This window comes from Pseudomonas neuropathica, assembly GCF_051174785.1.
GTDB classification, from domain to species: domain Bacteria; phylum Pseudomonadota; class Gammaproteobacteria; order Pseudomonadales; family Pseudomonadaceae; genus Aquipseudomonas; species Aquipseudomonas neuropathica_A.
Genome location: NZ_CP195111.1, coordinates 1,358,626 through 1,383,592 on the forward strand (window position 1 = coordinate 1,358,626; position 24,967 = coordinate 1,383,592).

The following is a 24,967-nucleotide window of genomic DNA, read 5'->3' on the forward strand; positions in this document are numbered from 1 at the left end:
GGGTCAACGCCCGTGCAATGAGTTGCGCGTGATCATGTTCTGCTCAGGCCGATACGACTCTGCCCTGTGCACACTGGCGCATACGACAGGAGCACCGCTGCGTAGACTTTCCTCAAGCACCTGCCGTAGCCGCGACAAGCCCTCTCGTTGTAGCGCCAGATTCGCCTCGATCTGACGTATCTCATCCATACGAATATCGATTTGCTCGATGGTCAGCGATTTGGAACAACTCCCGTCCTGCAAGAACAGGCCCCGAATGGTGTCGAGAGAAAATCCCAGCCGCTGAGCATCGCGCACCAGGATCAATCGCGCGATAGCCGCCTCGCCATAGTGTCGATATCCATTGGCGTCACGGGTAGAAGGCTCCAGTAAACCCTGTTCCTCGTAATAGCGTATCGCCGAAGCGGCCACACCTGTGCGCTTGGAAACTTCCCCAATCTTCATAAAAACTGCTTGACCTTCAAGTTGGCTTTAATCGTTAGCATAAGCCCGGGTTCGGCACGACAGCCAGTCGTTCTTGACCAACCTGGACAACTTTCACCTTCGGAATTTGATGATGAGCAAACTGACAGAACTGCTGAAATGGCGCTACGCGACGAAAAAGTTCGATCCATCCCGGACAGTGTCCGATGAAAAAATCGAGCGCATTCTGGAGGCGGTACGGTTAACGCCGACATCAAGTGGACTGCAGCCTTTTGAATTGCTCGTAGTGACCAATGCAGAGATTCGCGAAAAGATTAAAGCCGTCAGCTGGAATCAGCAGCAGGTTACCGACTGCTCTCATTTGTTGGTGTTCGCCGCGTGGGATGACATCACTTCCGAGCGGGTCAACATGATGTTTGACCTGACTAACGAAGTTCGCGGAACCGTTAACGAAGGATGGGAAAATTACCGTCAGATGCTCTTGGGCATTGTCGCTGGACGTGGCAAGGAGGCTAATTATCAGGCGGCTGCGCGGCAGGCTTACATCGGTTTGGGCTCGGCGTTGATCGCCGCGGCGTTTGAAGAAGTCGATGCCACACCGATGGAAGGTTTCGACCCGGCAGCCATCGATGAAATCCTCGGACTCGCGGCCCGCAACCTGCGCAGCGTGGTGATTCTGCCGTTGGGGCATAGAGCCACTGAGGGAGACTGGCTGGTCAACTTGAAAAAGGTTCGCCGCTCGCGGGAAAACTTCATTACCGAGATCAAGTAAACCCGGTAAGAGCGGGCGACTCAAACATGCCTTGGCGTGTGTCCCGCTCCAATCGATCCCAGACCCGTCATCGATACCAGCGGCCACCGAGTGGAACGCGTCCCTCCCGCGCTCTCGACTAGTTTCGAATTCGAGAGCCTATCGACATTGAAATCCCCGCAAAACAATTGAACTGAGGTTCATTCTCTCGCCCTGCATCCGATGCCAGCAGCGTCCTTCACAAAAGAAGAACAATTTATTATTGCCATTCGATAATTTAACATCGAGAATTAGTCATTCCCAATGACACCGCAAGGATTTTTCATGAGTACTCGTAACAACGGATTGGCACTGCAGCGCATGCATTGGGTCGGCCTACTGGCAGCAATTCTTGTCTGGGTTTTGGGGGTGACCGAGGTCGGTGGCAACGCTTCGATCTGGTTCTTCAAAACGGATGAAATGCTCGCGGCGCTGCTCTACGCCTTCGCCGAAAACTCGCCGCAATTGCTCGACCCGTTTGTCGAAGGTGCGCTGCTTGCCCCCGACACATGGCTCTCGCCACTGGCCACTGCACTGCTCGTCGTTCTGGACTTCCTGCCCGTTCTGCTTTCGACCTACGTGCTCTGGCTGACAGGGTTGTTTTTCCTGCGCTTGTCCCGCGGCGAAACCTGGACCGAGCGCAACATCAAGGTGCTGTGGCGAGTGGGGATTCTGTGCATCATTTCCCCGGCCGCCTACCCGCTGGTAGAGACGTTGCAAGGTTTGGCCCTGTCTATTGATCTGCCGCCAGGGGATCGTATTTTTCAGTTCTCGGTCGGCCTGTCTTCCACTTCTGCCTACGAGATTGTCAAAGGCGTATTGCTCTGTTTGTTTTCAATTATCATGCGCGATGCAAAAGTACTCAGCGATGAGCAAAGCCAATACATATAGAACAATACAATGACCATTATCGTCCGCCTTGACGTTGTCATGGCCACGCAAAAAATTCGCTCGAAAGAGTTGGCCAGCCTGCTGGGCATTACCGAGGCCAATCTGTCATTACTGAAAAATGGCAAGGTCAAGGGCGTGAAAATGGCCACCCTGGACAAGCTCTGCGCAGCACTCGATTGCCAGCCAGGCGATTTGCTGGAATTCCAGAAGGACTGAGCCTTGCGCATCTGCGCGAGTTAATTGTCGCCAGTCCACAGCGTTTAACTCTTATTCAATCCTTAGTTTGTAAGGCGGCTTTGTCATGACCCGGTTTTTATTCTGCGCGCTGTTTTTACTGACAGCGTTGATCAGCGGCTGCGCCACGCAAATGGACGTGGCGCTACATGCCACACCTGATCCGGATTATCATTTTGATCGAAAGGCGACTGTACTGGTGACGTCTAAAGGCGGCAGTGACGAAAACGCACTGAATGCCCGTTACTATCTTCGCGACATGGTTAATGCGTTGAAAGACAAGGGCTTCCAAGAGGTTTATACCGACGCCAGTCTGCCGAAGAACCACGCGCCAATAAAAATGACCGTCAGCCTCGATGTCGGCAGCCGACAGGTGACTTACCGTTATACCGCCACCGAGTACGGGCAAGTGCCGACCAGCACCTCTACCGTGTGCAAGACCAGCAAGAAAAAAGACGACCGGCTGACGTGCACGAGTAAACCGAACACTACCTATGGACCGGTAGGGACCTCGGAGCGCACCGGTTACACCACGCTTAGCACCTTCGTTGCCACTGCCCGCGATGAAGTCAGTAAGCGCCCGGTCTACCTGCTTCGCGCTTCGTCCTATAACGAAGACTGCCAATCCTCCAAGGTTGAAGACTTTCTGGTGGAGCAAGGCTTGCAGAACCTGAACTTCGAGGACCGCGTGCAGCGCAACTACACCGTCACGATGCCCGAGGGCTACCGCTGCAAATAGGCACTCCAGTGCAACTCTCAGCCTCGGCTCAACCAGCATGAGCCGAGGCTGCGAACCGTTAGACGTGCGGGTCTCCAGGCGCCTTGGTAGGCGCCGCGTATTGCGGCTTGAGATGGCCGTCCTGATCAAGTAGCCAGGCATCCATGATCTGCCGCACCACAGGACCGGCGACACGACCACCGGCCTCGCCGTTTTCGATCATCACCGAAATCGCAATCTTTGGATGCTCCGCCGGCGCGAAGCCAACGAACAAGGCGTTATCGCGGTGGCGCTCGAGGGTTTTCTCGCGGTTATAGCGCTCGCCCTGCTTGATCGCCACCACTTGCGCCGTACCACTTTTGCCAGCGATACGGTATTGCGCACCGGCCGCGGCCGCACGCGCGATGCCTCGGGCATCGTGCATCACCATTTGCATGCCGTGGTTGACCTGCTCCCAATCTCGCGGATCCTTGAGCAGGATGTTCGGCATCGGATGCTCATCGACCGGAGCGACTCCGTCGACAGTCTTGGCCAAGTGTGGCCGGTTCCATACACCTTTGTTGGCGATCAATGCCGTGGCCTGAGCCAGTTGCAGCGGCGTGACCTGCATGTAGCCCTGACCGATGCCGAGGATGACCGTTTCGCCGGGGAACCAGGCTTGCCGGCGGGTTGCGCGCTTCCAGGCTTGCGACGGCATCAGGCCGGGCGACTCTTCGAACATGTCCAGCGAGACTTTCTCGCCGAGGCCGAACATCGCCATGTAATCGTGCAAACGATCGATACCGAGCTTGTGGGCCAGATCATAGAAATAGGTGTCATTGGAACGCATGATTGCCGCGTCCATGTCTACCCAACCGTCGCCGCTGTGATTCCAGTTGCGGTACTTGTGATCGAAGTCCGGGAGCTGGTAATAACCGGGGTCGAAGACGCGGGTTTGCGGCGTCACCACACCGGCATCGAGGCCGGCGATAGCCACTTCTGGCTTGATGGTCGACCCCGGTGCGTAGAGTCCGCGCAGTACACGGTTGAACAGCGGCCGGTCGATCGAATCTCGCAGTGCCGAGTATTCCTTGGAGCTGATACCGGTGACGAACAGATTCGGATCGAAGCTGGGATTGCTGACCATGGCCAACACTTCACCGGTCGACGGATCGAGCGCTACCACTGAACCACGGCGATCGCCCAGCGCGGCTTCGGCGGCTTCCTGCAGCTTGATGTCGAGGCTCAGGACGATGTTCTGGCCGGGGACCGGGTCGGTGTGTTTGAGCACTCGAAGTACGCGTCCTTGGGCGTTGGTTTCCACCTCTTCGTAACCCACGTGGCCGTGTAGCTGCGCTTCATAGAAACGTTCGATGCCGGTTTTGCCAATGGATTGGGTACCGCGATATTCGACCGAGTCGAGGGCCTTGGATTCTTTTTCGTTGATCCGGCCGACGTAACCGATCGAGTGGGCGAAGTGCGCGCCGAGCGGGTAATGGCGAACGAACTGCGGCTCGACATCCAGGCCCGGAAGGCGGAACTCGTTGACGGCCAGTACGGCAATTTGCTCTTCCGTCAGCTCATAGAACAGCGTCACCGGCGTAAACGGGTGGCGGGACTGCTTCATCGCTTTATCGAAGACTGTGCGATCTTCTGCAGGCAGGTGCAGGAGATTGATGACTTCGTCCAGTTCTTGATTGACGTCGGTGGCGCGTTCGCGGGTGATGGTCAGGTTGAAACTGGGACGGTTATCCGCGAGCAGCACACCATTGCGGTCGTAGATCAAGCCGCGTGTCGGCGGGATCGGCAAGACGTGGACGCGATTGTTTTCGGAGATGGTCGAGTGGTAGTCGAATTCCACCACTTGCAGGATGTACAGGCGCACGACCAGGGCGCAGCTGACGGCGAAGACGAACATTGCGCAGGCGATCAACCGTTTGTTGACCAGACGCGTCTCTTTTTCGTGATCCTTGATCGGGATGGGTTCAGGCATTTCTACAGCAACTCTTCGACATAATTGAGTGCCGATCCTTGGGCAGGACATCAGTCCGTTAAAAAACGAGCTGCACCATACCAAAAACTGCCCGGTCACTCAGAAGGAATTTCCCTAATGGCACCTCTTGCAACGGTTGGGGACAGGCAATGCGCTGGAAAAACTTTTCTACAGGCAAAACAAAACCCCAACTGCTTTCGCAATTGGGGTTTCGGAATTTAATCTTGACGATGACCTACTCTCACATGGGGAAACCCCACACTACCATCGGCGATGCATCGTTTCACTGCTGAGTTCGGGATGGGATCAGGTGGTTCCAACGCTCTATGGTCGTCAAGAAATTCGGGTACCGAGTCGTGACCAGATGGCCTCGCTTCAGCAAATTGGGTATGTGACAGCTGGTGTTTTGTGAGTCTTTCGAACTTTCGGTTCATTTCGTCTTCACACACCGCAATCTGGTGCTCTCCCGCTTTTCAGCTTGAAGCATGCAAATTGCTTGGGTGTTATATGGTCAAGCCTCACGGGCAATTAGTATTGGTTAGCTCAACGCCTCACAGCGCTTACACACCCAACCTATCAACGTCGTAGTCTTCGACGGCCCTTCAGGGAACTCAAGGTTCCAGTGAGATCTCATCTTGAGGCAAGTTTCCCGCTTAGATGCTTTCAGCGGTTATCTTTCCCGAACATAGCTACCCGGCAATGCCACTGGCGTGACAACCGGAACACCAGAGGTTCGTCCACTCCGGTCCTCTCGTACTAGGAGCAGCCCCTCTCAAATCTCAAACGTCCACGGCAGATAGGGACCGAACTGTCTCACGACGTTCTAAACCCAGCTCGCGTACCACTTTAAATGGCGAACAGCCATACCCTTGGGACCGGCTTCAGCCCCAGGATGTGATGAGCCGACATCGAGGTGCCAAACACCGCCGTCGATATGAACTCTTGGGCGGTATCAGCCTGTTATCCCCGGAGTACCTTTTATCCGTTGAGCGATGGCCCTTCCATACAGAACCACCGGATCACTAAGACCTACTTTCGTACCTGCTCGACGTGTCTGTCTCGCAGTCAAGCGCGCTTTTGCCTTTATACTCTACGACCGATTTCCGACCGGTCTGAGCGCACCTTCGTACTCCTCCGTTACTCTTTAGGAGGAGACCGCCCCAGTCAAACTACCCACCATACACTGTCCTCGATCCGGATAACGGACCTGAGTTAGAACCTCAAAGTTGCCAGGGTGGTATTTCAAGGATGGCTCCACGCGAACTGGCGTCCACGCTTCAAAGCCTCCCACCTATCCTACACAAGCAAATTCAAAGTCCAGTGCAAAGCTATAGTAAAGGTTCACGGGGTCTTTCCGTCTAGCCGCGGATACACTGCATCTTCACAGCGATTTCAATTTCACTGAGTCTCGGGTGGAGACAGCGCCGCCATCGTTACGCCATTCGTGCAGGTCGGAACTTACCCGACAAGGAATTTCGCTACCTTAGGACCGTTATAGTTACGGCCGCCGTTTACCGGGGCTTCGATCAAGAGCTTCGCGTTAGCTAACCCCATCAATTAACCTTCCGGCACCGGGCAGGCGTCACACCCTATACGTCCACTTTCGTGTTTGCAGAGTGCTGTGTTTTTAATAAACAGTCGCAGCGGCCTGGTATCTTCGACCGGCATGAGCTTACGGAGCAAGTCCTTCACCCTCACCGGCGCACCTTCTCCCGAAGTTACGGTGCCATTTTGCCTAGTTCCTTCACCCGAGTTCTCTCAAGCGCCTTGGTATTCTCTACCCAACCACCTGTGTCGGTTTGGGGTACGGTTCCTGGTTACCTGAAGCTTAGAAGCTTTTCTTGGAAGCATGGCATCAACCACTTCGTGTTCTAAAAGAACACTCGTCATCAGCTCTCGGCCTTAAGATCCCGGATTTACCTAAGATCTCAGCCTACCACCTTAAACTTGGACAACCAACGCCAAGCTGGCCTAGCCTTCTCCGTCCCTCCATCGCAATAACCAGAAGTACAGGAATATTAACCTGTTTTCCATCGACTACGCTTTTCAGCCTCGCCTTAGGGACCGACTAACCCTGCGTCGATTAACGTTGCGCAGGAAACCTTGGTCTTTCGGCGTGGGTGTTTTTCACACCCATTGTCGTTACTCATGTCAGCATTCGCACTTCTGATACCTCCAGCAAGCTTCTCAACTCACCTTCACAGGCTTACAGAACGCTCCTCTACCGCATCATCCGAAGATGATACCCGTAGCTTCGGTGTATGGTTTGAGCCCCGTTACATCTTCCGCGCAGGCCGACTCGACTAGTGAGCTATTACGCTTTCTTTAAAGGGTGGCTGCTTCTAAGCCAACCTCCTAGCTGTCTAAGCCTTCCCACATCGTTTCCCACTTAACCATAACTTTGGGACCTTAGCTGACGGTCTGGGTTGTTTCCCTTTTCACGACGGACGTTAGCACCCGCCGTGTGTCTCCCATGCTCGGCACTTGTAGGTATTCGGAGTTTGCATCGGTTTGGTAAGTCGGGATGACCCCCTAGCCGAAACAGTGCTCTACCCCCTACAGTGATACATGAGGCGCTACCTAAATAGCTTTCGAGGAGAACCAGCTATCTCCGAGCTTGATTAGCCTTTCACTCCGATCCACAGGTCATCCGCTAACTTTTCAACGGTAGTCGGTTCGGTCCTCCAGTTAGTGTTACCCAACCTTCAACCTGCCCATGGATAGATCGCCCGGTTTCGGGTCTATTCCCAGCGACTAGACGCCCTATTAAGACTCGCTTTCGCTACGCCTCCCCTATTCGGTTAAGCTCGCCACTGAAAATAAGTCGCTGACCCATTATACAAAAGGTACGCAGTCACAGAACAAAGTCTGCTCCCACTGCTTGTACGCATACGGTTTCAGGATCTATTTCACTCCCCTCTCCGGGGTTCTTTTCGCCTTTCCCTCACGGTACTAGTTCACTATCGGTCAGTCAGTAGTATTTAGCCTTGGAGGATGGTCCCCCCATATTCAGACAAAGTTTCTCGTGCTCCGTCCTACTCGATTTCATGACTAAGAGATTTTCGCGTACAGGGCTATCACCCACTATGGCCGCACTTTCCAGAGCGTTCCGCTAATCTCAAAGCCACTTAAGGGCTAGTCCCCGTTCGCTCGCCACTACTAAGGGAATCTCGGTTGATTTCTTTTCCTCAGGGTACTTAGATGTTTCAGTTCCCCTGGTTCGCCTCTTGCACCTATGTATTCAGTACAAGATAACCATCTTATGATGGCTGGGTTCCCCCATTCAGACATCTCCGGATCAAAGTCTGTTTGCCGACTCCCCGAAGCTTTTCGCAGGCTACCACGTCTTTCATCGCCTCTGACTGCCAAGGCATCCACCGTATGCGCTTCTTCACTTGACCATATAACCCCAAGCAATCTGGTTATACTGTGAAGACGACATTCGCCGAAAATTCGAATTTCTCAACTAAGAGAACTCACAAATTTTACCTTAGCCTGATCCGTTACCAGTGAAAGTAACGTTCAGTCTATCTTTCTATCACATACCCAAATTTTTAAAGAACGAACTAGTCAAAGACTAGAAATCAACATTCATCATCATCTTGATGGAATGCTCATTTCTAAGCTTTCAAACTTTAGAAGCAGTAGTGGTGGAGCCAAGCGGGATCGAACCGCTGACCTCCTGCGTGCAAGGCAGGCGCTCTCCCAGCTGAGCTATGGCCCCGTATTTCTACAGGCGTTTCCCACACAAAATTGGTGGGTCTGGGCAGATTCGAACTGCCGACCTCACCCTTATCAGGGGTGCGCTCTAACCAACTGAGCTACAGACCCAATTTCGAGCTACTAAGGCCGACCTCACCATGCTCTTAACCACAAAGCATGGGGTACGCTCTAACCAACTCAGCTACAAACCGATACAGGCTGCTTCTTTCGTCTTCTTCAATGAATCAAGCAATTCGTGTGGGAACTTATGGAGCAGCTGATGTCGTCGATTAAGGAGGTGATCCAGCCGCAGGTTCCCCTACGGCTACCTTGTTACGACTTCACCCCAGTCATGAATCACACCGTGGTAACCGTCCTCCCGAAGGTTAGACTAGCTACTTCTGGTGCAACCCACTCCCATGGTGTGACGGGCGGTGTGTACAAGGCCCGGGAACGTATTCACCGTGACATTCTGATTCACGATTACTAGCGATTCCGACTTCACGCAGTCGAGTTGCAGACTGCGATCCGGACTACGATCGGTTTTATGGGATTAGCTCCACCTCGCGGCTTGGCAACCCTTTGTACCGACCATTGTAGCACGTGTGTAGCCCAGGCCGTAAGGGCCATGATGACTTGACGTCATCCCCACCTTCCTCCGGTTTGTCACCGGCAGTCTCCTTAGAGTGCCCACCATAACGTGCTGGTAACTAAGGACAAGGGTTGCGCTCGTTACGGGACTTAACCCAACATCTCACGACACGAGCTGACGACAGCCATGCAGCACCTGTCTCAATGTTCCCGAAGGCACCAATCCATCTCTGGAAAGTTCATTGGATGTCAAGGCCTGGTAAGGTTCTTCGCGTTGCTTCGAATTAAACCACATGCTCCACCGCTTGTGCGGGCCCCCGTCAATTCATTTGAGTTTTAACCTTGCGGCCGTACTCCCCAGGCGGTCAACTTAATGCGTTAGCTGCGCCACTAAGAGCTCAAGGCTCCCAACGGCTAGTTGACATCGTTTACGGCGTGGACTACCAGGGTATCTAATCCTGTTTGCTCCCCACGCTTTCGCACCTCAGTGTCAGTATCAGTCCAGGTGGTCGCCTTCGCCACTGGTGTTCCTTCCTATATCTACGCATTTCACCGCTACACAGGAAATTCCACCACCCTCTACCATACTCTAGCTCGACAGTTTTGAATGCAGTTCCCAGGTTGAGCCCGGGGATTTCACATCCAACTTAACGAACCACCTACGCGCGCTTTACGCCCAGTAATTCCGATTAACGCTTGCACCCTCTGTATTACCGCGGCTGCTGGCACAGAGTTAGCCGGTGCTTATTCTGTCGGTAACGTCAAAACAGCAAAGTATTAATTTACTGCCCTTCCTCCCAACTTAAAGTGCTTTACAATCCGAAGACCTTCTTCACACACGCGGCATGGCTGGATCAGGCTTTCGCCCATTGTCCAATATTCCCCACTGCTGCCTCCCGTAGGAGTCTGGACCGTGTCTCAGTTCCAGTGTGACTGATCATCCTCTCAGACCAGTTACGGATCGTCGCCTTGGTGAGCCATTACCTCACCAACTAGCTAATCCGACCTAGGCTCATCTGATAGCGCAAGGCCCGAAGGTCCCCTGCTTTCTCCCGTAGGACGTATGCGGTATTAGCGTTCCTTTCGAAACGTTGTCCCCCACTACCAGGCAGATTCCTAGGCATTACTCACCCGTCCGCCGCTGAATCCAGGAGCAAGCTCCTCTCATCCGCTCGACTTGCATGTGTTAGGCCTGCCGCCAGCGTTCAATCTGAGCCATGATCAAACTCTTCAGTTCAAACATCTTTGGGTTTTTAAGAAACCCTAAACTTGGCTCAGCAATCGTTGGTTACATCTTTGATTTCTCGCGGAGTAACTTGTGATGCTGATAATCTTGTTGACTATCAGTCTGATTCCACAAGCACCCACACGAATTGCTTGATTCAGTTGTTAAAGAGCGGTTGGTTAAGATCTTTCGTCTCAACCGAGGCGCGCATTCTACAGCAGCCTCATTTGCTGTCAAGTGATTATTTTCAGAAGTTTTCGAAGAATTCTTCAACAACTTCAACCACTTGCGCTTCCGATCTCTCGTCAGCGGGAGGCGAATTCTACAGCGTTACACGCTGCTGTCAACACCTCTTTTTCAACTTCCTTTCTGGCTTCGATGAACTGAAGCGCCCCGCTGCCGAAACCTACATAACTCATTGAATCTCAAGGAGTTTTCCGTTTCGACTGCGCCGGAAGTGGGGCGAATTATAGACACTCTGAATCTGCCGTCAACGATTAATTTCAGTTTTCTATCGATGCTGGGAAAAAGCCCTCTCTATATAGACGTACACTCAACGAATGCGCAATATATTGCCCAATAACAGAACAATACCTTGCCCTTACCTTGGACGATGCCGCGCAATGAATGACCAGCCACGCTCTCTTGCCTCAATGCTGTTCCCGGTTGGCCTGCTATTAATAGCCATGGCGTCGATCCAGTCCGGCGCCTCGCTGGCCAAAAGCATGTTCCCCATCATTGGTGCTCAGGGAACCACCACGCTGCGGCTGATCTTCGCCAGTGTAATCATGTTGCTAATACTGCGCCCCTGGCGAGCCAGGCTAACCGCCAAATCACTGCGCACGGTCATCGTCTATGGCATGGCATTGGGCGGTATGAACTTCCTCTTCTATATGTCATTGCGCACGGTTCCACTGGGAATCGCCGTTGCTCTGGAATTTACCGGGCCACTGGCAGTAGCCATTTATGCGTCCCGGCGCGCCATCGACTTTCTCTGGATTGCGCTGGCCGCCGCCGGCCTGTTGTTGTTGATTCCCACAGGAGCAACCAGTGCCGGAATCGATCTGGTAGGGGCCGGCTATGCACTGGGAGCTGGTGCATGCTGGGCACTGTATATTCTGTTTGGTCAGAAGGCTGGCGCCGATAACGGAGTGACGACTGCTGCATTAGGGGTAATGATCGCCGCGCTGTTCGTGGCCCCTATCGGCATCGTGCATGCAGGTGCGGCCCTGTTGACCCCCTCCTTGATTCCGATTGCCATTGGCGTCGCCATTCTGTCCACCGCCCTGCCCTACACACTGGAAATGGTCGCCCTTACCCGCTTGCCAGCACGCACTTTCGGCACATTGATGAGCATCGAGCCTGCGTTCGGAGCTTTATCGGGGCTGTTGTTCCTGCATGAATTCCTCACACTGTCACAATGGATGGCGATCTTGTGCATTATTCTGGCTTCCGTCGGCGCAACCTTGACTATGGGCAGCGCCGCAAAGCCCGCAATTGCGGCTGACTGAAAGAGGATTTGACGAAGGTCTGGCAATTGGCGCGCATTTAGGCCATGTTTAGATCTGTAACCCAATGCCAGACATGGATTTTTTCGGACAGGGATTTCAAAACGCTTAGAGCGCAAGCGAACACAGGCAAACCCGAGCGTTAGACTCGTGGCCGCTATAAGGACGGTAATGAAACGAATTTTGATATTGATCGCCATACTGGCGGTTGCGGGTTGTGCGGCGACTTCGGAAACTCAGGTCAAACGCGGTAAAAAAGGACTGCACATCAACTGTTCGGGGCTATCGTCCTCCTGGGACAAGTGCTACGCCAGTGCCGCCAACGCCTGTTTGCCAAAAGGCTACAAGGTCATCGCCAAATCCGGTGACGCGGTGGAAGAACCCGGCGATTACCCGTTTGGTCTGAATCCTGCGGGTTACACCAGTCGCAGCATGATCGTCATCTGTAAATAGCTCAGCGCTATCCGGCAATCTGCCGGCCAATCTCTTCATGGCTGGACTTCAGCACCGCTTGCTGAACGTCCGGTGTAGCCAGCATACGCGCCACTACCAATGCTCCGACGCATTGCGACAGCACCGACCACGCCAGGGTCTCGCTCTCGAGTATCTGCGCCCAGCGCTCATGGAGCCGGCAGATCCATAATTGCGCCTGCTCGCGCACCTGGACATCCGATCGGGCGATTTCTGCGCCCAATGCCGGCAACGCGCAACCGGCCTCAGGCTGTTCGACGTGGGCCATGCTCAGATAGTGCTTGAGACAGCGTTTCAGTCGTTCACGATCCTGCGCGCCCGCGCCTCCCAGTCGTTCAAGGCTTTGACCCAACTCACGCTCGACGATGGCCGTAAACAACGCATCTTTCGACGAGAAGTGGCTATAGAACGCCGCGCCACTCAATCCGATCGCCTTCATCAAACCATCCACGCCTACCGTGGAAAAACCGCTGCGCTTTGCCGACAGCGCGCTGCTCTGCAAGAGCTTTTCCCGGGTTTCCAGCTTGTGACTGGCGGAGTAACGCATGTGTTTGCCCTCGATTCGACTGCCTTGACGTTGTCCGGATCCTAGCATAACGTTCGTTCACTTAACGATCGTTTAATAAAGGGACTCACCCATGAATAACAAGAAGGTCGTATTGGTTGTCGGCGCCGGCGATGCCACGGGCGGAGCGATTGCCAAGCGTTTTGCCAGTGAAGGATTCATCGCCTGCGTCACCCGGCGCAGCGCCGAAAAATTGCAACCGCTGGTGGACGCAATCAACGCTGAAGGCGGCGAAGCCCATGGGTTTGCCTGCGATGCGCGCAAGGAAGAAGACGTCATCGCCCTGATTGAAGACATCGAAACCCGCCTCGGTCCGATCGAAGCCTTTGTGTTCAATATCGGCGCCAACGTACCGTGCAGCATCCTTGAAGAAACCGCCCGCAAATATTTCAAGATCTGGGAGATGGCCTGTTTCTCGGGTTTCCTCAATGCCCGTGAAGTGGCCAGACGCATGGTCACTCGCCAGCGCGGCACGATTCTGTTCACCGGAGCCACCGCCGGACTGCGCGGCGCATCCGGGTTCGCCGCATTCGCCGGCGCCAAGCACGGTATCCGCGCACTGGCGCAAAGCATGGCGCGGGAACTGGGGCCGATTAATATCCATGTCGCCCATGTGGTGGTTGATGGTGCGATCGACACCGATTTCATTCGCAACAGTTTCCCCGAGAAGTACGCCACGAAAGATCAGGATGGCATCCTCAACCCCGAGCACATTGCCGAGAACTACTGGTATCTGCACAGTCAGCCACGGGATGCTTGGACGTTCGAGCTGGATCTGCGCCCGTGGAACGAACGCTGGTAAGCCCGCGCCATAACAATAAATAGAGAGAAGCAATAATGACGAAAACCGTGGAGTTCTATTTCGACCTCGGCAGCCCTGCCACCTATCTGGCCTACACCCAACTGCCGAAGATTTGCGCCGAAACGAACAGTGAACTGATCTACATTCCGATGCTGCTCGGGGGCGTCTTCAAGGCAACCGGCAACGCATCGCCGGCGATGATTCCGGCGAAGGGTCGGTACATGTTTGAGGATCTGGATCGCTACGCGAAACGCTACGGAGTGCCGCTGAAATTCAATCCGCATTTCCCGATCAACACACTGATGTTGATGCGTGCGGTCACTGGCATCCAGCTGCGGCGGCCAGAATGCTTTCAAGTGTTTATCGATTGTCTGTTCAAGGCGCTGTGGGTTGAAGGACGCAGCCTGGACGAACCGGCGACGGTCGCCGCTGTGCTGAGTGAACACGGCTTCGATCCGCTTGAAGTGCTAGCACTGACTAACGACGAGTCCGTCAAAGCGGTACTCAAGGACAACACCGAGAGCGCGGTTAAACGCGGTGTGTTCGGGGCACCCAGTATGTTTATCGGCAATCAGCTCTTCTTCGGCCAGGATCGGCTCGACTTTGTTGAGGAAGCCTTGCGCCAAGGCTAAGCGATCATTCAGGCGCTGAACACAGCGCCTGAATCCCAGCCAATCAGATCGCCGCAGTACGGGTGTTCAGCCATTCCAGCGCAGCACCCTCAAGCAACGGACTCACGCGCTCACGCACTTCTGCGTGGTAGGTGTTGAACCATTGCTTCTCTTCCTCAGTCAGCAGCGCCGGCAGCAGGCAACGCGTGTCGATCGGGCACAGCGTCAAGGTTTCGAACTTGAGGAATTCACCGAACTCGCTGCTGCCCGCCTCGCGGTTCATCGCCAGGTTCTCGATACGCACACCCCAACGGCCCGGACGATAAGTGCCCGGCTCGATCGAGGTAATCATTCCCGGTTGCATGGCCGTTTGCGGTGCAGGCGCGGCCTGATAGGCGATCACCTGCGGACCTTCATGGACGTTGAGGAAATAGCCAACGCCGTGCCCCGTGCCGTGACCATAATCCACACTTTCTGCCCAGATCGGCGCACGGGCAATGGCATCGAGCAGCGGCGAAAGAATGCCTTTCGGGAACTGTGCTCGCGACAGGGCAATCACGCCCTTCAACACGCGCGTGCAATCGCGTTTCTGTTCTTCGCTCGGCGTACCGACCGGCACCATCCGCGTGATATCCGTGGTGCCGCCCAGGTATTGACCGCCCGAGTCGATCAGCAGCAAGCCATCCCCCTCAATTACCGCGTGCTCTTCTTCAGTGGCGTGGTAATGCGGCATGGCACCATTGGCGTTGAACGCGGCAATCGTGTTGAAACTCAGCGAGACATAATCCGGACGACGTTCGCGGGCGGCGGTGAGCTTCTCGTCGATGGTCAATTCGGTAATGCGCTCGCGCCCCCAGGCCGATTCCAGCCAGGCGAAAAACTCGCACAGCGCCGCGCCATCCTGCTCCATCGCTTTGCGGATATGTTCAGCGTCCGCTTCACTTTTCTGCGACTTGGCCAATGTGGTCGGGTTCAGGCCTTCGACAAGCTTCACCGTGCTGTCGAGATTATCCAGCAAGCCGCTGGTAACGCGCGCCGGATCGACCAGCAGGCTCGCGCCGCTCGGCACGGCGCGCAGCGCATCGGTGACTTCGCTGTAATCGCGCAGCGTCACGCCGTCCGTCTCCAGCACCGCGCGCAAATCTGCGTCGACCTTGCTCAGCGCCACGAACAACGTGGCCTGGTGCTGACCGATCAAGGCAAACGATACAAACACCGGGTTGAACGACACGTCGCCGCCGCGCAGGTTGAACAGCCAGGCAATGTCGTCGAGGGTGGCGATGAAATGCCAGTCAGCGCCGCGCTCTTGCAGGGTTTCGCGCAGTTTGGCGAGTTTTTCGCCACGGCTGACGGTCGCCTGCGGTGGCAGATGCTGATAGATCGGTGCATTCGGCAAGCTCGGGCGATCACTCCAGACTTCCTGCAGCAAATCGATGTCGGTGCGCAGACGTGCACCGCGTGCTTCCAGTTTGCTGCTCAGCGTACGCGCCGAAGCCACGGCCATCACCGCACCGTCAACCACGACCACGCCACCTTCCGGTGTCTGCTCGGAAAGCCAGTCCAGCGGGCTCGGTTGACCCGGTTGCAACTTGACCAGTTCGATGCCACTGCCCTTGAGTTCTTTGGTCGCCTGTTCCCAGTAACGACTGTCGGCCCAGACACCGGCGAAATCAGCGGTGACAATCAAAGTGCCAACCGAACCATGGAAGCCCGACAACCACTGCCGGCCCTGCCAGTAACCCGGCAGATATTCCGACAAATGCGGGTCGGCGGACGGCACCAACAACGCATGAATGCCTTCGCGGCGCATCAGTTCACGGGTGTGCGCCAGGCGCTGGGGCACCGATCCTTCGGTCGAGGTCTGGGTACTCATCATGTCTCCTGCTAATCACTTCATCGTTATTGTTCGTAGCCGTTAGGTCGGCTCGTTTAAAGCCCTGTCGCCCAGAATGCCGGAGCATTGGCGCAGGCGGTCTTGATCAGTTGAACGGCCTTGTCGACATCTTCGGCGGTGGTGAAGCGGCCGAGGCTCAAGCGAATGGTGCGACCGGCCAGATGCGCGTCATGCCCCAACGCCAATAGCACGTGGGACGGCGCGTTACTCGCTGAATTGCAGGCCGAGGTCGCGGAAAAGGCAATCGAATGACTCAACGCCGCGCTGTTGAATTCGCCTTCGCTGAAGGTCAGGCTCAAGGTGTGCGGAATACGTTGAGTGGCGCAGCCGTTCAAGCGCACACCCGGCAAACTCAGCAGTTGTTCGAGCAAGCGTTCGCGCAGTGCGACGATGGTTTTTTTCTCGGCATCGAACGCCTCGGCGGCCAAGGCAAACGCTGCGCCCATCCCGGCAATCTGGTGCGTGGCCAAGGTTCCGGAACGCAAACCGCCTTCGTGACCGCCGCCGTGAATCTGCGCCTGCAACCGCTGCTGCGCCCGCGGGCCGACGTACAACGCGCCGATGCCTTTGGGGCCGTAAAGTTTGTGTGCAGAGAACGACATCAGATCCACCGGCCATTGCCCCAGATCGATGGCCACTTTGCCGGCGCCTTGCGCCGCGTCGACATGGAACAACGCCTCTCGGCTACGCACGACTGCGCCAATCGCTTGAACATCGTTGACCGTGCCCAACTCGTTGTTGACCAGCATCAGCGACACCAGAAAGGTGTCCTCACGCATGGCTTCACTGACCGCTTGCGGCGTGATCAGGCCATCGGCGTCCGGCACCAGATAAGTCACGGCGATGCCGGCGTCCTGCAATTGGCGGGCGGTATCGAGAATGGCTTTGTGTTCAATCTGGCTGGTGATGATATGGCCGCCAGACACACCACGCGCCTGGGCCACACCTTTAAGGGCGAGGTTATTGGACTCGGTGGCACCGGAGGTCCAGACAATCTGTTCGGCATTAGCGCCGACCAGTTCGGCAACTTGCCGGCGGGCCTGCTCGACCGTGTGTCGGGCCTGCTGGCCGAACGCGTGGGAACTGGAAGCCGGGTTGCCAAAGTTACCGTGAAACCCCAGACACTCGATCATCACCTGGATGACTCGCTCGTCGACCGGGGTGGTGGCGGCGTAATCGAAATACAACGGACGTGTGTTCATAAAAGACTCGCAGAGCGTGTTCCGGGATCAGGAGGCTCGTGTCTGCAAACGGCATCGCGCAGCCTTGTGAGCTGCGCGTCGGTTCGAGAGCGTCATCAATACCTGATCGGATGCCGTTAAAGAAGAACAACTTCATTTAAAAGTGCGTAGGAACGCTCCTGAAGTCGAGCTTAACAGGCATCCGGCCTGCGGTTGAAGCGATGCGTCAGCTAAAGCTTTCAAGAAGTAACGGGTACAGTGAAATCACCAACAGCGCCGCCATGCCCCAGTTGAACACGCGCAACCAGCGCGGATCCTTCAGCACATTGCGCAACAACGTGCCGCAGGCTGCCCAGACGCCGACACTCGGCAGATTGATGATGGCAAACACCGCGGCAATCACCACGACATTGGTGAAATAGCCCTGCATCGGCGTGTAGGTGCTGATGGCGCCGATGGCCATGATCCACGCCTTGGGATTGACCCACTGAAACGCGGCGGCGCCAAGGTAGCTGATCGGCTTCGCTTCGCCTTCGGCGCTATCGCCGACCGGCCCCGAGTGGGCGATTTTCCACGCCAGATACAACAGATACGCCGCGCCGACATAGCGCAGAACCGTATAGAGAATCGGATAGTTCTGAAACACCGCGCCCAGGCCAAAGCCCACCGCGACAACCAGAACGAAGAAGCCACAGGTAATTCCGAGCATATGCGGGATGGTGCGGTTAAAACCGAAATTCACCCCCGATGCCAGCAACATGGTGTTGTTCGGCCCCGGCGTAATCGAGGTGACAAGGGCAAACAGGGCAAAGCCCAACAGCAGGTCAAGCGAGAGGGTCATGGCAGGCAATCCATCAGGGTCATTCAGGTGTTGACCCTATCCCACGCCGCCCGGCAAGCCCACGGACAGTTGGGTAAAACTTCCACCAGTACAGTTTGTTTTCAGCTAGGACGACCGTGCAGCTGTACGGCACGCTCGGCACTCATTTCAGCTTTCTTGTCGAACTGGGTCTGACCGAGCAATTGCGCTTTTTTCGCGTGGTATTCGTCGAAGGACAGGCCGCTGCGATTCAATGCTTCCATCGCTAATTCACGGGATTCTTCATCGGTGTAAGGGCGCAGCTCCGGCGAAACATGTCCGGCACAACCGGCGAGTACGGAGACAGCGAGCAACAGGGAAACAGTCAGTAAACGATTCATGGGAGCGTCCTGGCGAACAATGGGGAGTCGATGGACAAAGGCTACGCCCGGGTGCGCTCGCGCAGAAATCAACGCTCTCAATAGTGGCTATCAGGAAATCGACACAGATCGGCATATATCTCCAAACGATCTATAAATATCGATTAACGTTCTTTTGCGGAATAACAAACTGCCTTTATAACTTCATCCATGCGCTGAGCACTGTTGCTCCAGCAACTGTTGCTCAGCCAACACCGATTCAACAAAGCGCCTCGTTACTCACAGGGGCGATCGCCACGCTAACGCTCAACGCCTTGTAAACCGGGGCTTACAGGAATTGGTACAGCGCTTGCTCAGACTCGGTGACTTACTCACTGCTCGCTGAGCAACTGTTGAAAAAGGAACTGATCATGTCGCGTCCCCTGAAAGTCGTCGCCCTCTCCGGCGGCACCTGGCGTCCGTCCCGTACTCTGGTGCTGACCCAAGCCTTGCTCGCCGAACTGGCCGGCCACCTGACCATCGAAAGCCATTTGATCGAACTCGGTGATATCGCTCGCCCGCTCGGCGGTGCGCTATCGCGTCAGGAGCTCAGTGCGGAAGTTGAAGCCGAGCTACAGGCCATTGAACAGGCCGATCTGCTGATTGTTGCCGCGCCGGTTTATCGCGGTTCCTACCCGGGCCTGCTCAAGCATCTGTTCGACCTGATTGACCTCAATGCACTGATCGACACGCCGGTGCTGCTCGCTGCTACCGGCGGCAGCGAACGCCATGCGCTGGTGCTCGATCACCAGTTGCGCCCGCTGTTCAGCTTCTTTCAGGCCATGACCTTGCCAATCGGCGTGTACGCCACCGAAGCCGACTTCGCCGATTACCAGATCACCAGCGAATTGTTGAAAGCGCGCATCCGCCTCGCGGCCGAACGCGCAGCGCCGCTGTTCGCCACCCAAATCAAACCCTTGCTGAAAATCGCCTGAGGAGCCGTTCATGGATGTTTTCTGGTTCCTGCCGACCCACGGTGATGGCCACTATCTGGGCACCACCCAAGGCGCGCGCCCGGTCACTCTCAATTATCTGAAACAGGTGGCGCAGGCCGCTGACAGTCTCGGCTACCACGGCGTGCTGATTCCCACCGGGCGCTCCTGCGAAGACTCGTGGGTAATCGCTTCGGCACTGGTGCCGCTGACCGAGCACCTGCGCTATCTGGTGGCGATCCGTCCGGGGATCATTTCCCCGACGGTTTCGGCGCGGATGGCCGCGACCCTCGATCGACTGTCCAATGGACGCTTGCTGATCAACGTGGTGACCGGCGGCGATCCGGACGAGAACCGGGGCGACGGCAACTTTCTCAGTCACGCCGAGCGCTATGAAGTCACCGATGAATTCCTGCAGATCTGGCGCCGTGTGTTGCAAGGCGAAGCGGTGGATTTCGACGGCAAACACCTGAAGGTGCAGAACGCCAAAGCGTTGTATCCGCCGGTGCAGAAACCTTATCCACCGCTGTACTTCGGCGGCTCTTCCGATGCCGCGCATGATCTGGCCGCCGAACAGGTCGATGTCTATCTGACCTGGGGCGAACCACCGGCCGCTGTCGCGGAAAAACTCGCCGATGTACGCGAACGCGCGGCGCGGCATGGGCGCAAGGTCAAGTTCGGCATCCGCTTGCATGTGATCGTGCGCGAGACCGCCGAAGAGGCGTGGAAAGCCGCGGACAAACTGATCGAACACATCAGCGACGAAACCATTGAAGCGGCGCAGAAATCCTTTTCGCGTTTCGACTCCGAAGGTCAGCGGCGCATGGCGGCCTTGCATGATGGCCGTCGCGACAACCTCGAGATCGCCCCGAACCTCTGGGCCGGCGTCGGTCTGGTGCGCGGCGGTGCCGGTACGGCGCTGGTTGGCGATCCGCAGCAAGTGGCGGCGCGGATCAAGGAATACGCGGATCTGGGCATCGAGAGTTTCATCTTCTCCGGTTATCCGCATCTGGAAGAGGCTTACCGCTTTGCCGAGCTGGTGTTCCCGCTGTTGCCCGAGCCTTACGCGAGTCTGGCCGGGCGTGGCGTGACCAATCTGACCGGGCCGTTTGGCGAAATGATTGCCAACGATGTGCTGCCCACAAAAGCCTCGGCATAAACCGGATCTCTTGTGTAGGAGCTGCCGCAGGCTGCGATCTTTTGATCTTAAAAAAGATCGCAGCCTGCGGCAGCTCCTACATAGGCAGTTTGAATTCAGGAGTGTTGGTGTGACCGCCAAACCGCAAAGTACTTTGTTATCCCCGCTGCAGACCGCGCGCCAACTGGCCGCCGAGTTTGCCCTGACCGCCGTCGAACGTGACGAGCGTGGTGGCACGCCGAAAGTCGAGCGTGACGCCCTGCGTGACAGTGGCCTGCTGGCCCTGAGCATTCCCACCCGCTACGGCGGCCTCGGCGCGAGCTGGAGCGAAACCCTGCAGGTCGTCCGCGAATTCGCCAAGGTCGACAGCTCGATTGCCCACGTTTTCGGTTTTCACCACTTGATGCTCGCCACCGTGCGCCTGTTTTCCCGGCCGGAACAATGGCAGCCGTGGTTCGAACAGACCGCGCGGCAGAACTGGTTCTGGGGCAACGCACTGAACCCGCTCGACACCCGTACCGTGGTCAAGAATCTCGGTGGCTGGCGCGAGTTTTCCGGGAAGAAGAGCTTCTGTTCCGGCGCCAGCGACTCACAAATGCTGATCGCCTCGGCGGTCGATGAAAGCGCCGGCGGCAAGTTGCTGATCGCGGCGATTCCCAGCGGACGCAGTGGCATCACCCTGCACGATGACTGGAACAACATCGGCCAGCGCCAGACCGACAGCGGCAGCGCCACGTTTGAACGGGTGCGGGTCGAGGAGTCGGAATTGTTGCTCGATCCCGGTCCGCTGAGCACGCCGTTCGCCTGCTTGCGGCCATTGATCGCGCAACTGACGTTCACGCATATGTTTCTCGGGATTGCCGAAGGCGCTTTCGAAGAGGCGCGGCAATACACCCTCAGCGAAACCCGGCTCTGGCATAAATCCTCGGCGCGCGATGTGCGTGAAGACCCGTACGTGCTCGCGCATTACGGCGAGTTCTGGGTGGCGCTGGAAGGCATTCGCCTGTTGGTCGAACGCGCGGCGGCGTTGCTCGATGAGGCCTGGGCCAAAGGCGCGAATCTCAGCGCCGAAGAGCGCGGCCAAGTCGCGACAGCGATTGCCACCGCAAAAGTCGCCGCCAGCCGACAGGGCCTGGACATTTGCAGCCGTTTGTTCGAAGTGACCGGCGCGCGTTCGACCCACGCCTCCCTGCGCCTCGATCGCCACTGGCGCAACCTGCGCACGCAAACCCTGCACGACCCGCTGGACTACAAACTCCATGAATTGGGCGACTGGGCGCTGAATCAGTCGCTGCCGGTGCCGACCTTCTATTCCTGACCTGCCTGCATTTGAACTAAAGAGAAGGACGAGCCCATGCAACTGCTGACCCTACCGCCCTCCCCCGCGCTCGCCACGTCGATCCGCGCCACTGCGCAGGTCTTCGAAGACCCGAAGTCCCAGGCCTTGCTCGCGCATTTGCAGCAGGTCGCGCCGAGTGAAGCCAGTGTGCTGATCATCGGCGAGACCGGCACCGGCAAAGAGCTGGTGGCGCGGCATATTCATAATCTCAGCAACCGTCGTCATCGACCGTTTATCGCGGTCAATTGCGGGGCGTTTTCCGAATCGCTGGTAGAGGCGGAATTGTTCGGTCATGAAAAAGGCGCGTTCACCGGTGCGCTCAGCGCCAAGGCCGGCTGGTTCGAGGAAGCGGACGGCGGCACGTTGTTTCTCGATGAGATCGGCGATCTGCCGATGGCGATTCAGGTGAAGTTGTTGCGGGTGTTGCAGGAACGCGAAGTGGTGCGACTGGGCTCGCGCAAAAGCATTCCTATCGATGTGCGGGTGCTGGCGGCGACCAACGTGCAGCTGGAAAAAGCCATCAATGCCGGCCATTTCCGCGAGGATCTGTATTACCGCCTCAACGTGGTCAATCTGGAATTGAACCCACTGCGCGAGCGTCCCGGCGACATCCTCCCTCTCACTCGACATTTCATCGAAGCCTACAGCCAGCGCCTCGGTTACGGCCGTGTCAGCATCAGCCCCGGCGCCGAGCACAAGCTGCGTGCTTACAGTTGGCCAGGCAACATTCGCGAACTGGAAAACGTCATCCATCACACCTTGCTGATTTGCCGCAACGGCGTGATCGAACGCGATGATTTGCGCCTGTCGAACCTGCGCATCGACCGCCCGGACGATCATCACAGCAGTGCCGACGATTCACCGGAGGCATTGCTGGAACAGGCCTTTCAAAAACTGTTCGCACAACAGGCCGGCGCGTTGCACGAGAAAGTCGAAGACGCCTTGCTGCGTGCAGCGTATCGCTTTTGCCATTACAACCAGGTGCACACCGCCGCGTTGCTCGGCTTGAGCCGCAACGTCACCCGCACGCGACTGATCAAGATCGGCGAACTGGCGGTGAACAAGCGGCGAGTCTCGGAAAACCTGCAGGGCGAGCGCTTGATCCAGTTGTCGATCTAGCCAACCAGGTGGCAGTGCAGCGCATCGTCGTGACTGCGGGCGATGCTGCTCAGCACCTGAAACGAGTTAAAGGTGATGGTTTTCGCCTGATGCGTGTGAATCAGTTGCCAGAAATCCTGCTCGCCGCTTTCGAAGCTGCGAAACGCCGCCTCTCCCGCCTCGCGGGACTGCCATTGGAGAAAACCCAGCACACGCCGGCCGTCATCGCTGGCCTGCACACTGGCGCTGACGAAACCGTCGTAACGCTGAGCCAGACGCTCGGTTTGCCTCGACAGTGCGGTGACCAGCGCAGGTTGTTGGCGTGGTTCGATTTCAAATTCGATCAATTGGGTAAAACTGCGATTGTTCATGAAAAGCCCCCACTCAGCGTAAGACGAGCCTTGCGACTCGAAGACCTGCAGGGTAAAACCTCCAGTTAAGTCAAGGTCAAGAGCTGTCTTCAAATGATCAGCAAAGAAAATGTGCACAAACAGTTAACGGTTGGCGAAGTTGCGGCGCGCAGTGGCGTGGCGGTCACCGCCCTGCACTTTTATGAATCCAAAGGATTGATCAAGAGCCAGCGCAACGCCGGTAACCAGCGACGCTATCCGCGTGAAGTGCTGCGCCGGGTGGCGTTGATCAAAGTCGCGCAGCGGCTGGGGATTCCGCTTGCGGAGATTGGCCAGGCACTGAAAATTCTCCCGGATGATCGTGCGCCCACCGCAGCGGACTGGAAAATCCTCTCGCAGCAATGGCGTCGGGAACTGGATGAGCGGATCGACCAATTGACGCTACTGCGCGACCGGCTCAATGGCTGCATCGGTTGCGGGTGTTTGTCGATGGAGGCCTGCCCGCTGCGCAATCAGGGTGATGTGCTGGGTGGACAGGGCCCAGGGCCGCACTTTCCCGAAGACTGACGCTCGTCGGGCAAAAATCTGCAAGGCGAGGACAGTTCTATAGTGGGCTTTCCACAAATCCGGTGGAGCCACATCTCATAGAACAAAAATCAGGGAGAACGTCATGAGCGTCAAACCCATTCCCGAGGGGTATCACAGCATCACCCCGTATCTCGGCATCCATAAAGCCGCCGAGGCCATCGACTTCTATAAAAAAGCCTTCGGCGCCACCGAAGTCATGCGCCTGGACATGCCCGACGGCGGCATCGGCCATGCCGAACTGCGCATTGGCGACAGCGCGATCATGCTCGGTTCGCCGTGCGATCAGGGGCCACTGAGCAATCCGGATCAAGCAGTGTCAGTTGGTTTGCATCTGTATGTGACCGATGTCGACAAATCGTTTCAACGGGCGCTGGATGCCGGGGCGACGACGGTGTCCGAGGTCAAGGATCAGTTTTATGGTGATCGCAGCGGGACGTTGAAGGACCCGTATGGGCATCTGTGGTTTCTCGCCTCGCGCAAGGAGGATCTGACTGAAGAGCAGATCAAACAGCGGGCGATGAAGATGTTTCAGCAGGGTTGAGCATTTCAGCGTCTGGACTGGCCTCTTCGCGAGCAAGCTCACTCCCACAGGGTTTCGTTGGGTGGCATAGATAGTGGTCACACCGAAGACTCCTGTGGGAGCGAGCTTGCTCGCGAAGGGGCCGCTAAAGACAACGAAGAACCTCATGAACACACTTCATGAACCGGCCCACCACGCTTTGCCCC

At 56.5% G+C, this 24,967-nt stretch carries 22 protein-coding genes, 2 tRNA genes and 3 rRNA genes; 14 read left to right on the forward strand and 13 right to left on the reverse strand.

Going from position 1 to position 24,967, the window contains the following annotated elements; all coding sequences use genetic code 11:
• Window positions 1-3: 3 nt before the first annotated feature.
• Window positions 4-444 carry a MerR family transcriptional regulator gene (locus ACRRSD_RS06120; protein ID WP_435037509.1) on the reverse strand — a complete coding sequence of 147 codons (441 nt, stop codon included), beginning with the start codon at window positions 442-444 and terminating at the stop codon, window positions 4-6.
• Between the two features lie 112 nt (window positions 445-556).
• Here ACRRSD_RS06120 and ACRRSD_RS06125 point away from each other — a divergent pair, with 112 nt between their 5' ends.
• From ACRRSD_RS06125 to ACRRSD_RS06140, 4 genes are all read left to right on the forward strand, one after another.
• The gene (locus tag ACRRSD_RS06125; RefSeq protein ID WP_435037510.1) at window positions 557-1,195 is read left to right on the forward strand and encodes an NAD(P)H-dependent oxidoreductase; all 639 of its coding nucleotides are present in this window, start codon (window positions 557-559) and stop codon (window positions 1,193-1,195) included.
• Between the two features lie 303 nt (window positions 1,196-1,498).
• A complete protein-coding gene (locus tag ACRRSD_RS06130) occupies window positions 1,499-2,104 on the forward strand; it encodes a hypothetical protein (protein WP_435037511.1) in 606 nt (201 codons plus the stop codon).
• A gap of 9 nt (window positions 2,105-2,113) precedes the next feature.
• Entirely contained in the window at window positions 2,114-2,320 is a 207-nt protein-coding gene (locus tag ACRRSD_RS06135; protein ID WP_016983714.1) for a helix-turn-helix domain-containing protein, read from the forward strand.
• Window positions 2,321-2,405: 85 nt separating this feature from the next.
• A complete protein-coding gene (locus ACRRSD_RS06140; RefSeq protein WP_435037512.1) occupies window positions 2,406-3,077 on the forward strand; it encodes a hypothetical protein in 672 nt (223 codons plus the stop codon).
• 58 nt (window positions 3,078-3,135) lie between these two features.
• Here the strand turns inward: ACRRSD_RS06140 and mrdA are convergent, their stop codons facing one another.
• From mrdA to ACRRSD_RS06170, 6 genes are all read right to left on the reverse strand, one after another.
• The gene (gene mrdA, locus ACRRSD_RS06145) at window positions 3,136-5,028 is read right to left on the reverse strand and encodes a penicillin-binding protein 2 (RefSeq protein ID WP_435037513.1); all 1,893 of its coding nucleotides are present in this window, start codon (window positions 5,026-5,028) and stop codon (window positions 3,136-3,138) included.
• A gap of 222 nt (window positions 5,029-5,250) precedes the next feature.
• A 5S ribosomal RNA gene (gene rrf / locus ACRRSD_RS06150) occupies window positions 5,251-5,366 on the reverse strand.
• Window positions 5,367-5,535: 169 nt separating this feature from the next.
• Window positions 5,536-8,429, reverse strand: a 23S ribosomal RNA gene (locus tag ACRRSD_RS06155).
• A gap of 247 nt (window positions 8,430-8,676) precedes the next feature.
• Window positions 8,677-8,752: transfer RNA gene (locus ACRRSD_RS06160), tRNA-Ala, on the reverse strand.
• Window positions 8,753-8,782: 30 nt separating this feature from the next.
• Window positions 8,783-8,859 (reverse strand) — tRNA-Ile (locus ACRRSD_RS06165).
• Window positions 8,860-9,021: 162 nt separating this feature from the next.
• Window positions 9,022-10,558, reverse strand: a 16S ribosomal RNA gene (locus ACRRSD_RS06170).
• Together the 16S, 23S and 5S rRNA genes with 2 tRNA genes alongside form the textbook arrangement of a ribosomal RNA operon.
• 611 nt (window positions 10,559-11,169) lie before the next feature.
• Here ACRRSD_RS06170 and rhtA point away from each other — a divergent pair.
• Together rhtA and ACRRSD_RS06180 are read left to right on the forward strand one after the other, a co-directional pair.
• Window positions 11,170-12,057, forward strand: a complete 888-nt coding sequence (gene rhtA, locus ACRRSD_RS06175; protein WP_435037514.1) for a threonine/homoserine exporter RhtA — start codon at window positions 11,170-11,172, stop codon at window positions 12,055-12,057.
• A gap of 168 nt (window positions 12,058-12,225) precedes the next feature.
• Complete coding sequence (locus ACRRSD_RS06180) at window positions 12,226-12,507, forward strand: hypothetical protein (RefSeq protein WP_007917561.1); 282 nt, start codon at window positions 12,226-12,228, stop codon at window positions 12,505-12,507.
• A 7-nt stretch (window positions 12,508-12,514) separates the two neighbouring features.
• Here the strand turns inward: ACRRSD_RS06180 and ACRRSD_RS06185 are convergent, their stop codons facing one another.
• A complete protein-coding gene (locus ACRRSD_RS06185) occupies window positions 12,515-13,072 on the reverse strand; it encodes a TetR/AcrR family transcriptional regulator (protein WP_435037515.1) in 558 nt (185 codons plus the stop codon).
• Between the two features lie 91 nt (window positions 13,073-13,163).
• Here ACRRSD_RS06185 and ACRRSD_RS06190 point away from each other — a divergent pair, with 91 nt between their 5' ends.
• Window positions 13,164-13,892 carry an SDR family oxidoreductase gene (locus tag ACRRSD_RS06190; RefSeq protein ID WP_435037516.1) on the forward strand — a complete coding sequence of 243 codons (729 nt, stop codon included), beginning with the start codon at window positions 13,164-13,166 and terminating at the stop codon, window positions 13,890-13,892.
• Window positions 13,893-13,927: 35 nt separating this feature from the next.
• Window positions 13,928-14,524 (forward strand): 2-hydroxychromene-2-carboxylate isomerase, encoded by a 597-nt coding sequence (locus ACRRSD_RS06195; protein WP_435037517.1) that lies wholly within the window; start codon window positions 13,928-13,930, stop codon window positions 14,522-14,524.
• A gap of 43 nt (window positions 14,525-14,567) precedes the next feature.
• Here the strand turns inward: ACRRSD_RS06195 and ACRRSD_RS06200 are convergent, their stop codons facing one another.
• The 4 genes from ACRRSD_RS06200 to ACRRSD_RS06215 all read right to left on the reverse strand — a co-directional run bounded on the left by ACRRSD_RS06200 (window position 14,568) and on the right by ACRRSD_RS06215 (window position 18,778).
• Complete coding sequence (locus ACRRSD_RS06200; protein WP_435037518.1) at window positions 14,568-16,376, reverse strand: M24 family metallopeptidase; 1,809 nt, start codon at window positions 16,374-16,376, stop codon at window positions 14,568-14,570.
• Window positions 16,377-16,432: 56 nt separating this feature from the next.
• Window positions 16,433-17,599 (reverse strand): aminotransferase class V-fold PLP-dependent enzyme, encoded by a 1,167-nt coding sequence (locus tag ACRRSD_RS06205; RefSeq protein WP_435037519.1) that lies wholly within the window; start codon window positions 17,597-17,599, stop codon window positions 16,433-16,435.
• A gap of 205 nt (window positions 17,600-17,804) precedes the next feature.
• The gene (locus ACRRSD_RS06210; RefSeq protein WP_095113070.1) at window positions 17,805-18,419 is read right to left on the reverse strand and encodes a LysE family translocator; all 615 of its coding nucleotides are present in this window, start codon (window positions 18,417-18,419) and stop codon (window positions 17,805-17,807) included.
• 101 nt (window positions 18,420-18,520) lie between these two features.
• Window positions 18,521-18,778 carry a hypothetical protein gene (locus ACRRSD_RS06215; RefSeq protein WP_007917547.1) on the reverse strand — a complete coding sequence of 86 codons (258 nt, stop codon included), beginning with the start codon at window positions 18,776-18,778 and terminating at the stop codon, window positions 18,521-18,523.
• A 389-nt stretch (window positions 18,779-19,167) separates the two neighbouring features.
• On the opposite strand from ACRRSD_RS06215, the gene msuE reads away from it, so the two are divergent.
• The 4 genes from msuE to ACRRSD_RS06235 all read left to right on the forward strand — a co-directional run bounded on the left by msuE (window position 19,168) and on the right by ACRRSD_RS06235 (window position 23,324).
• Window positions 19,168-19,731 carry an FMN reductase gene (gene msuE / locus ACRRSD_RS06220; RefSeq protein ID WP_016985421.1) on the forward strand — a complete coding sequence of 188 codons (564 nt, stop codon included), beginning with the start codon at window positions 19,168-19,170 and terminating at the stop codon, window positions 19,729-19,731.
• 10 nt (window positions 19,732-19,741) lie between these two features.
• Window positions 19,742-20,887, forward strand: coding sequence for an FMNH2-dependent alkanesulfonate monooxygenase (gene ssuD / locus ACRRSD_RS06225; protein WP_435037520.1), 1,146 nt, complete (start codon window positions 19,742-19,744; stop codon window positions 20,885-20,887).
• A gap of 109 nt (window positions 20,888-20,996) precedes the next feature.
• Window positions 20,997-22,184 (forward strand): acyl-CoA dehydrogenase family protein, encoded by a 1,188-nt coding sequence (locus ACRRSD_RS06230; protein ID WP_435037521.1) that lies wholly within the window; start codon window positions 20,997-20,999, stop codon window positions 22,182-22,184.
• Between the two features lie 36 nt (window positions 22,185-22,220).
• Entirely contained in the window at window positions 22,221-23,324 is a 1,104-nt protein-coding gene (locus tag ACRRSD_RS06235) for a sigma-54 interaction domain-containing protein (RefSeq protein WP_435037522.1), read from the forward strand.
• On the opposite strand, the gene ACRRSD_RS06240 is transcribed toward ACRRSD_RS06235, so the two are convergent.
• The gene (locus ACRRSD_RS06240) at window positions 23,321-23,674 is read right to left on the reverse strand and encodes an antibiotic biosynthesis monooxygenase (protein ID WP_435037523.1); all 354 of its coding nucleotides are present in this window, start codon (window positions 23,672-23,674) and stop codon (window positions 23,321-23,323) included. The two genes, ACRRSD_RS06235 and ACRRSD_RS06240, sit on opposite strands and share 4 nt — an antisense overlap.
• Before the next feature lie 93 nt (window positions 23,675-23,767).
• On the opposite strand from ACRRSD_RS06240, the gene soxR reads away from it, so the two are divergent.
• Together soxR and ACRRSD_RS06250 are read left to right on the forward strand one after the other, a co-directional pair.
• Window positions 23,768-24,220: a redox-sensitive transcriptional activator SoxR gene (soxR, locus tag ACRRSD_RS06245; RefSeq protein WP_435037524.1), complete on the forward strand. Its 453-nt coding sequence runs from the start codon at window positions 23,768-23,770 to the stop codon at window positions 24,218-24,220.
• Window positions 24,221-24,323: 103 nt separating this feature from the next.
• Window positions 24,324-24,782: a VOC family protein gene (locus ACRRSD_RS06250; RefSeq protein ID WP_435037525.1), complete on the forward strand. Its 459-nt coding sequence runs from the start codon at window positions 24,324-24,326 to the stop codon at window positions 24,780-24,782.
• Window positions 24,783-24,967 lie beyond the last annotated feature (185 nt).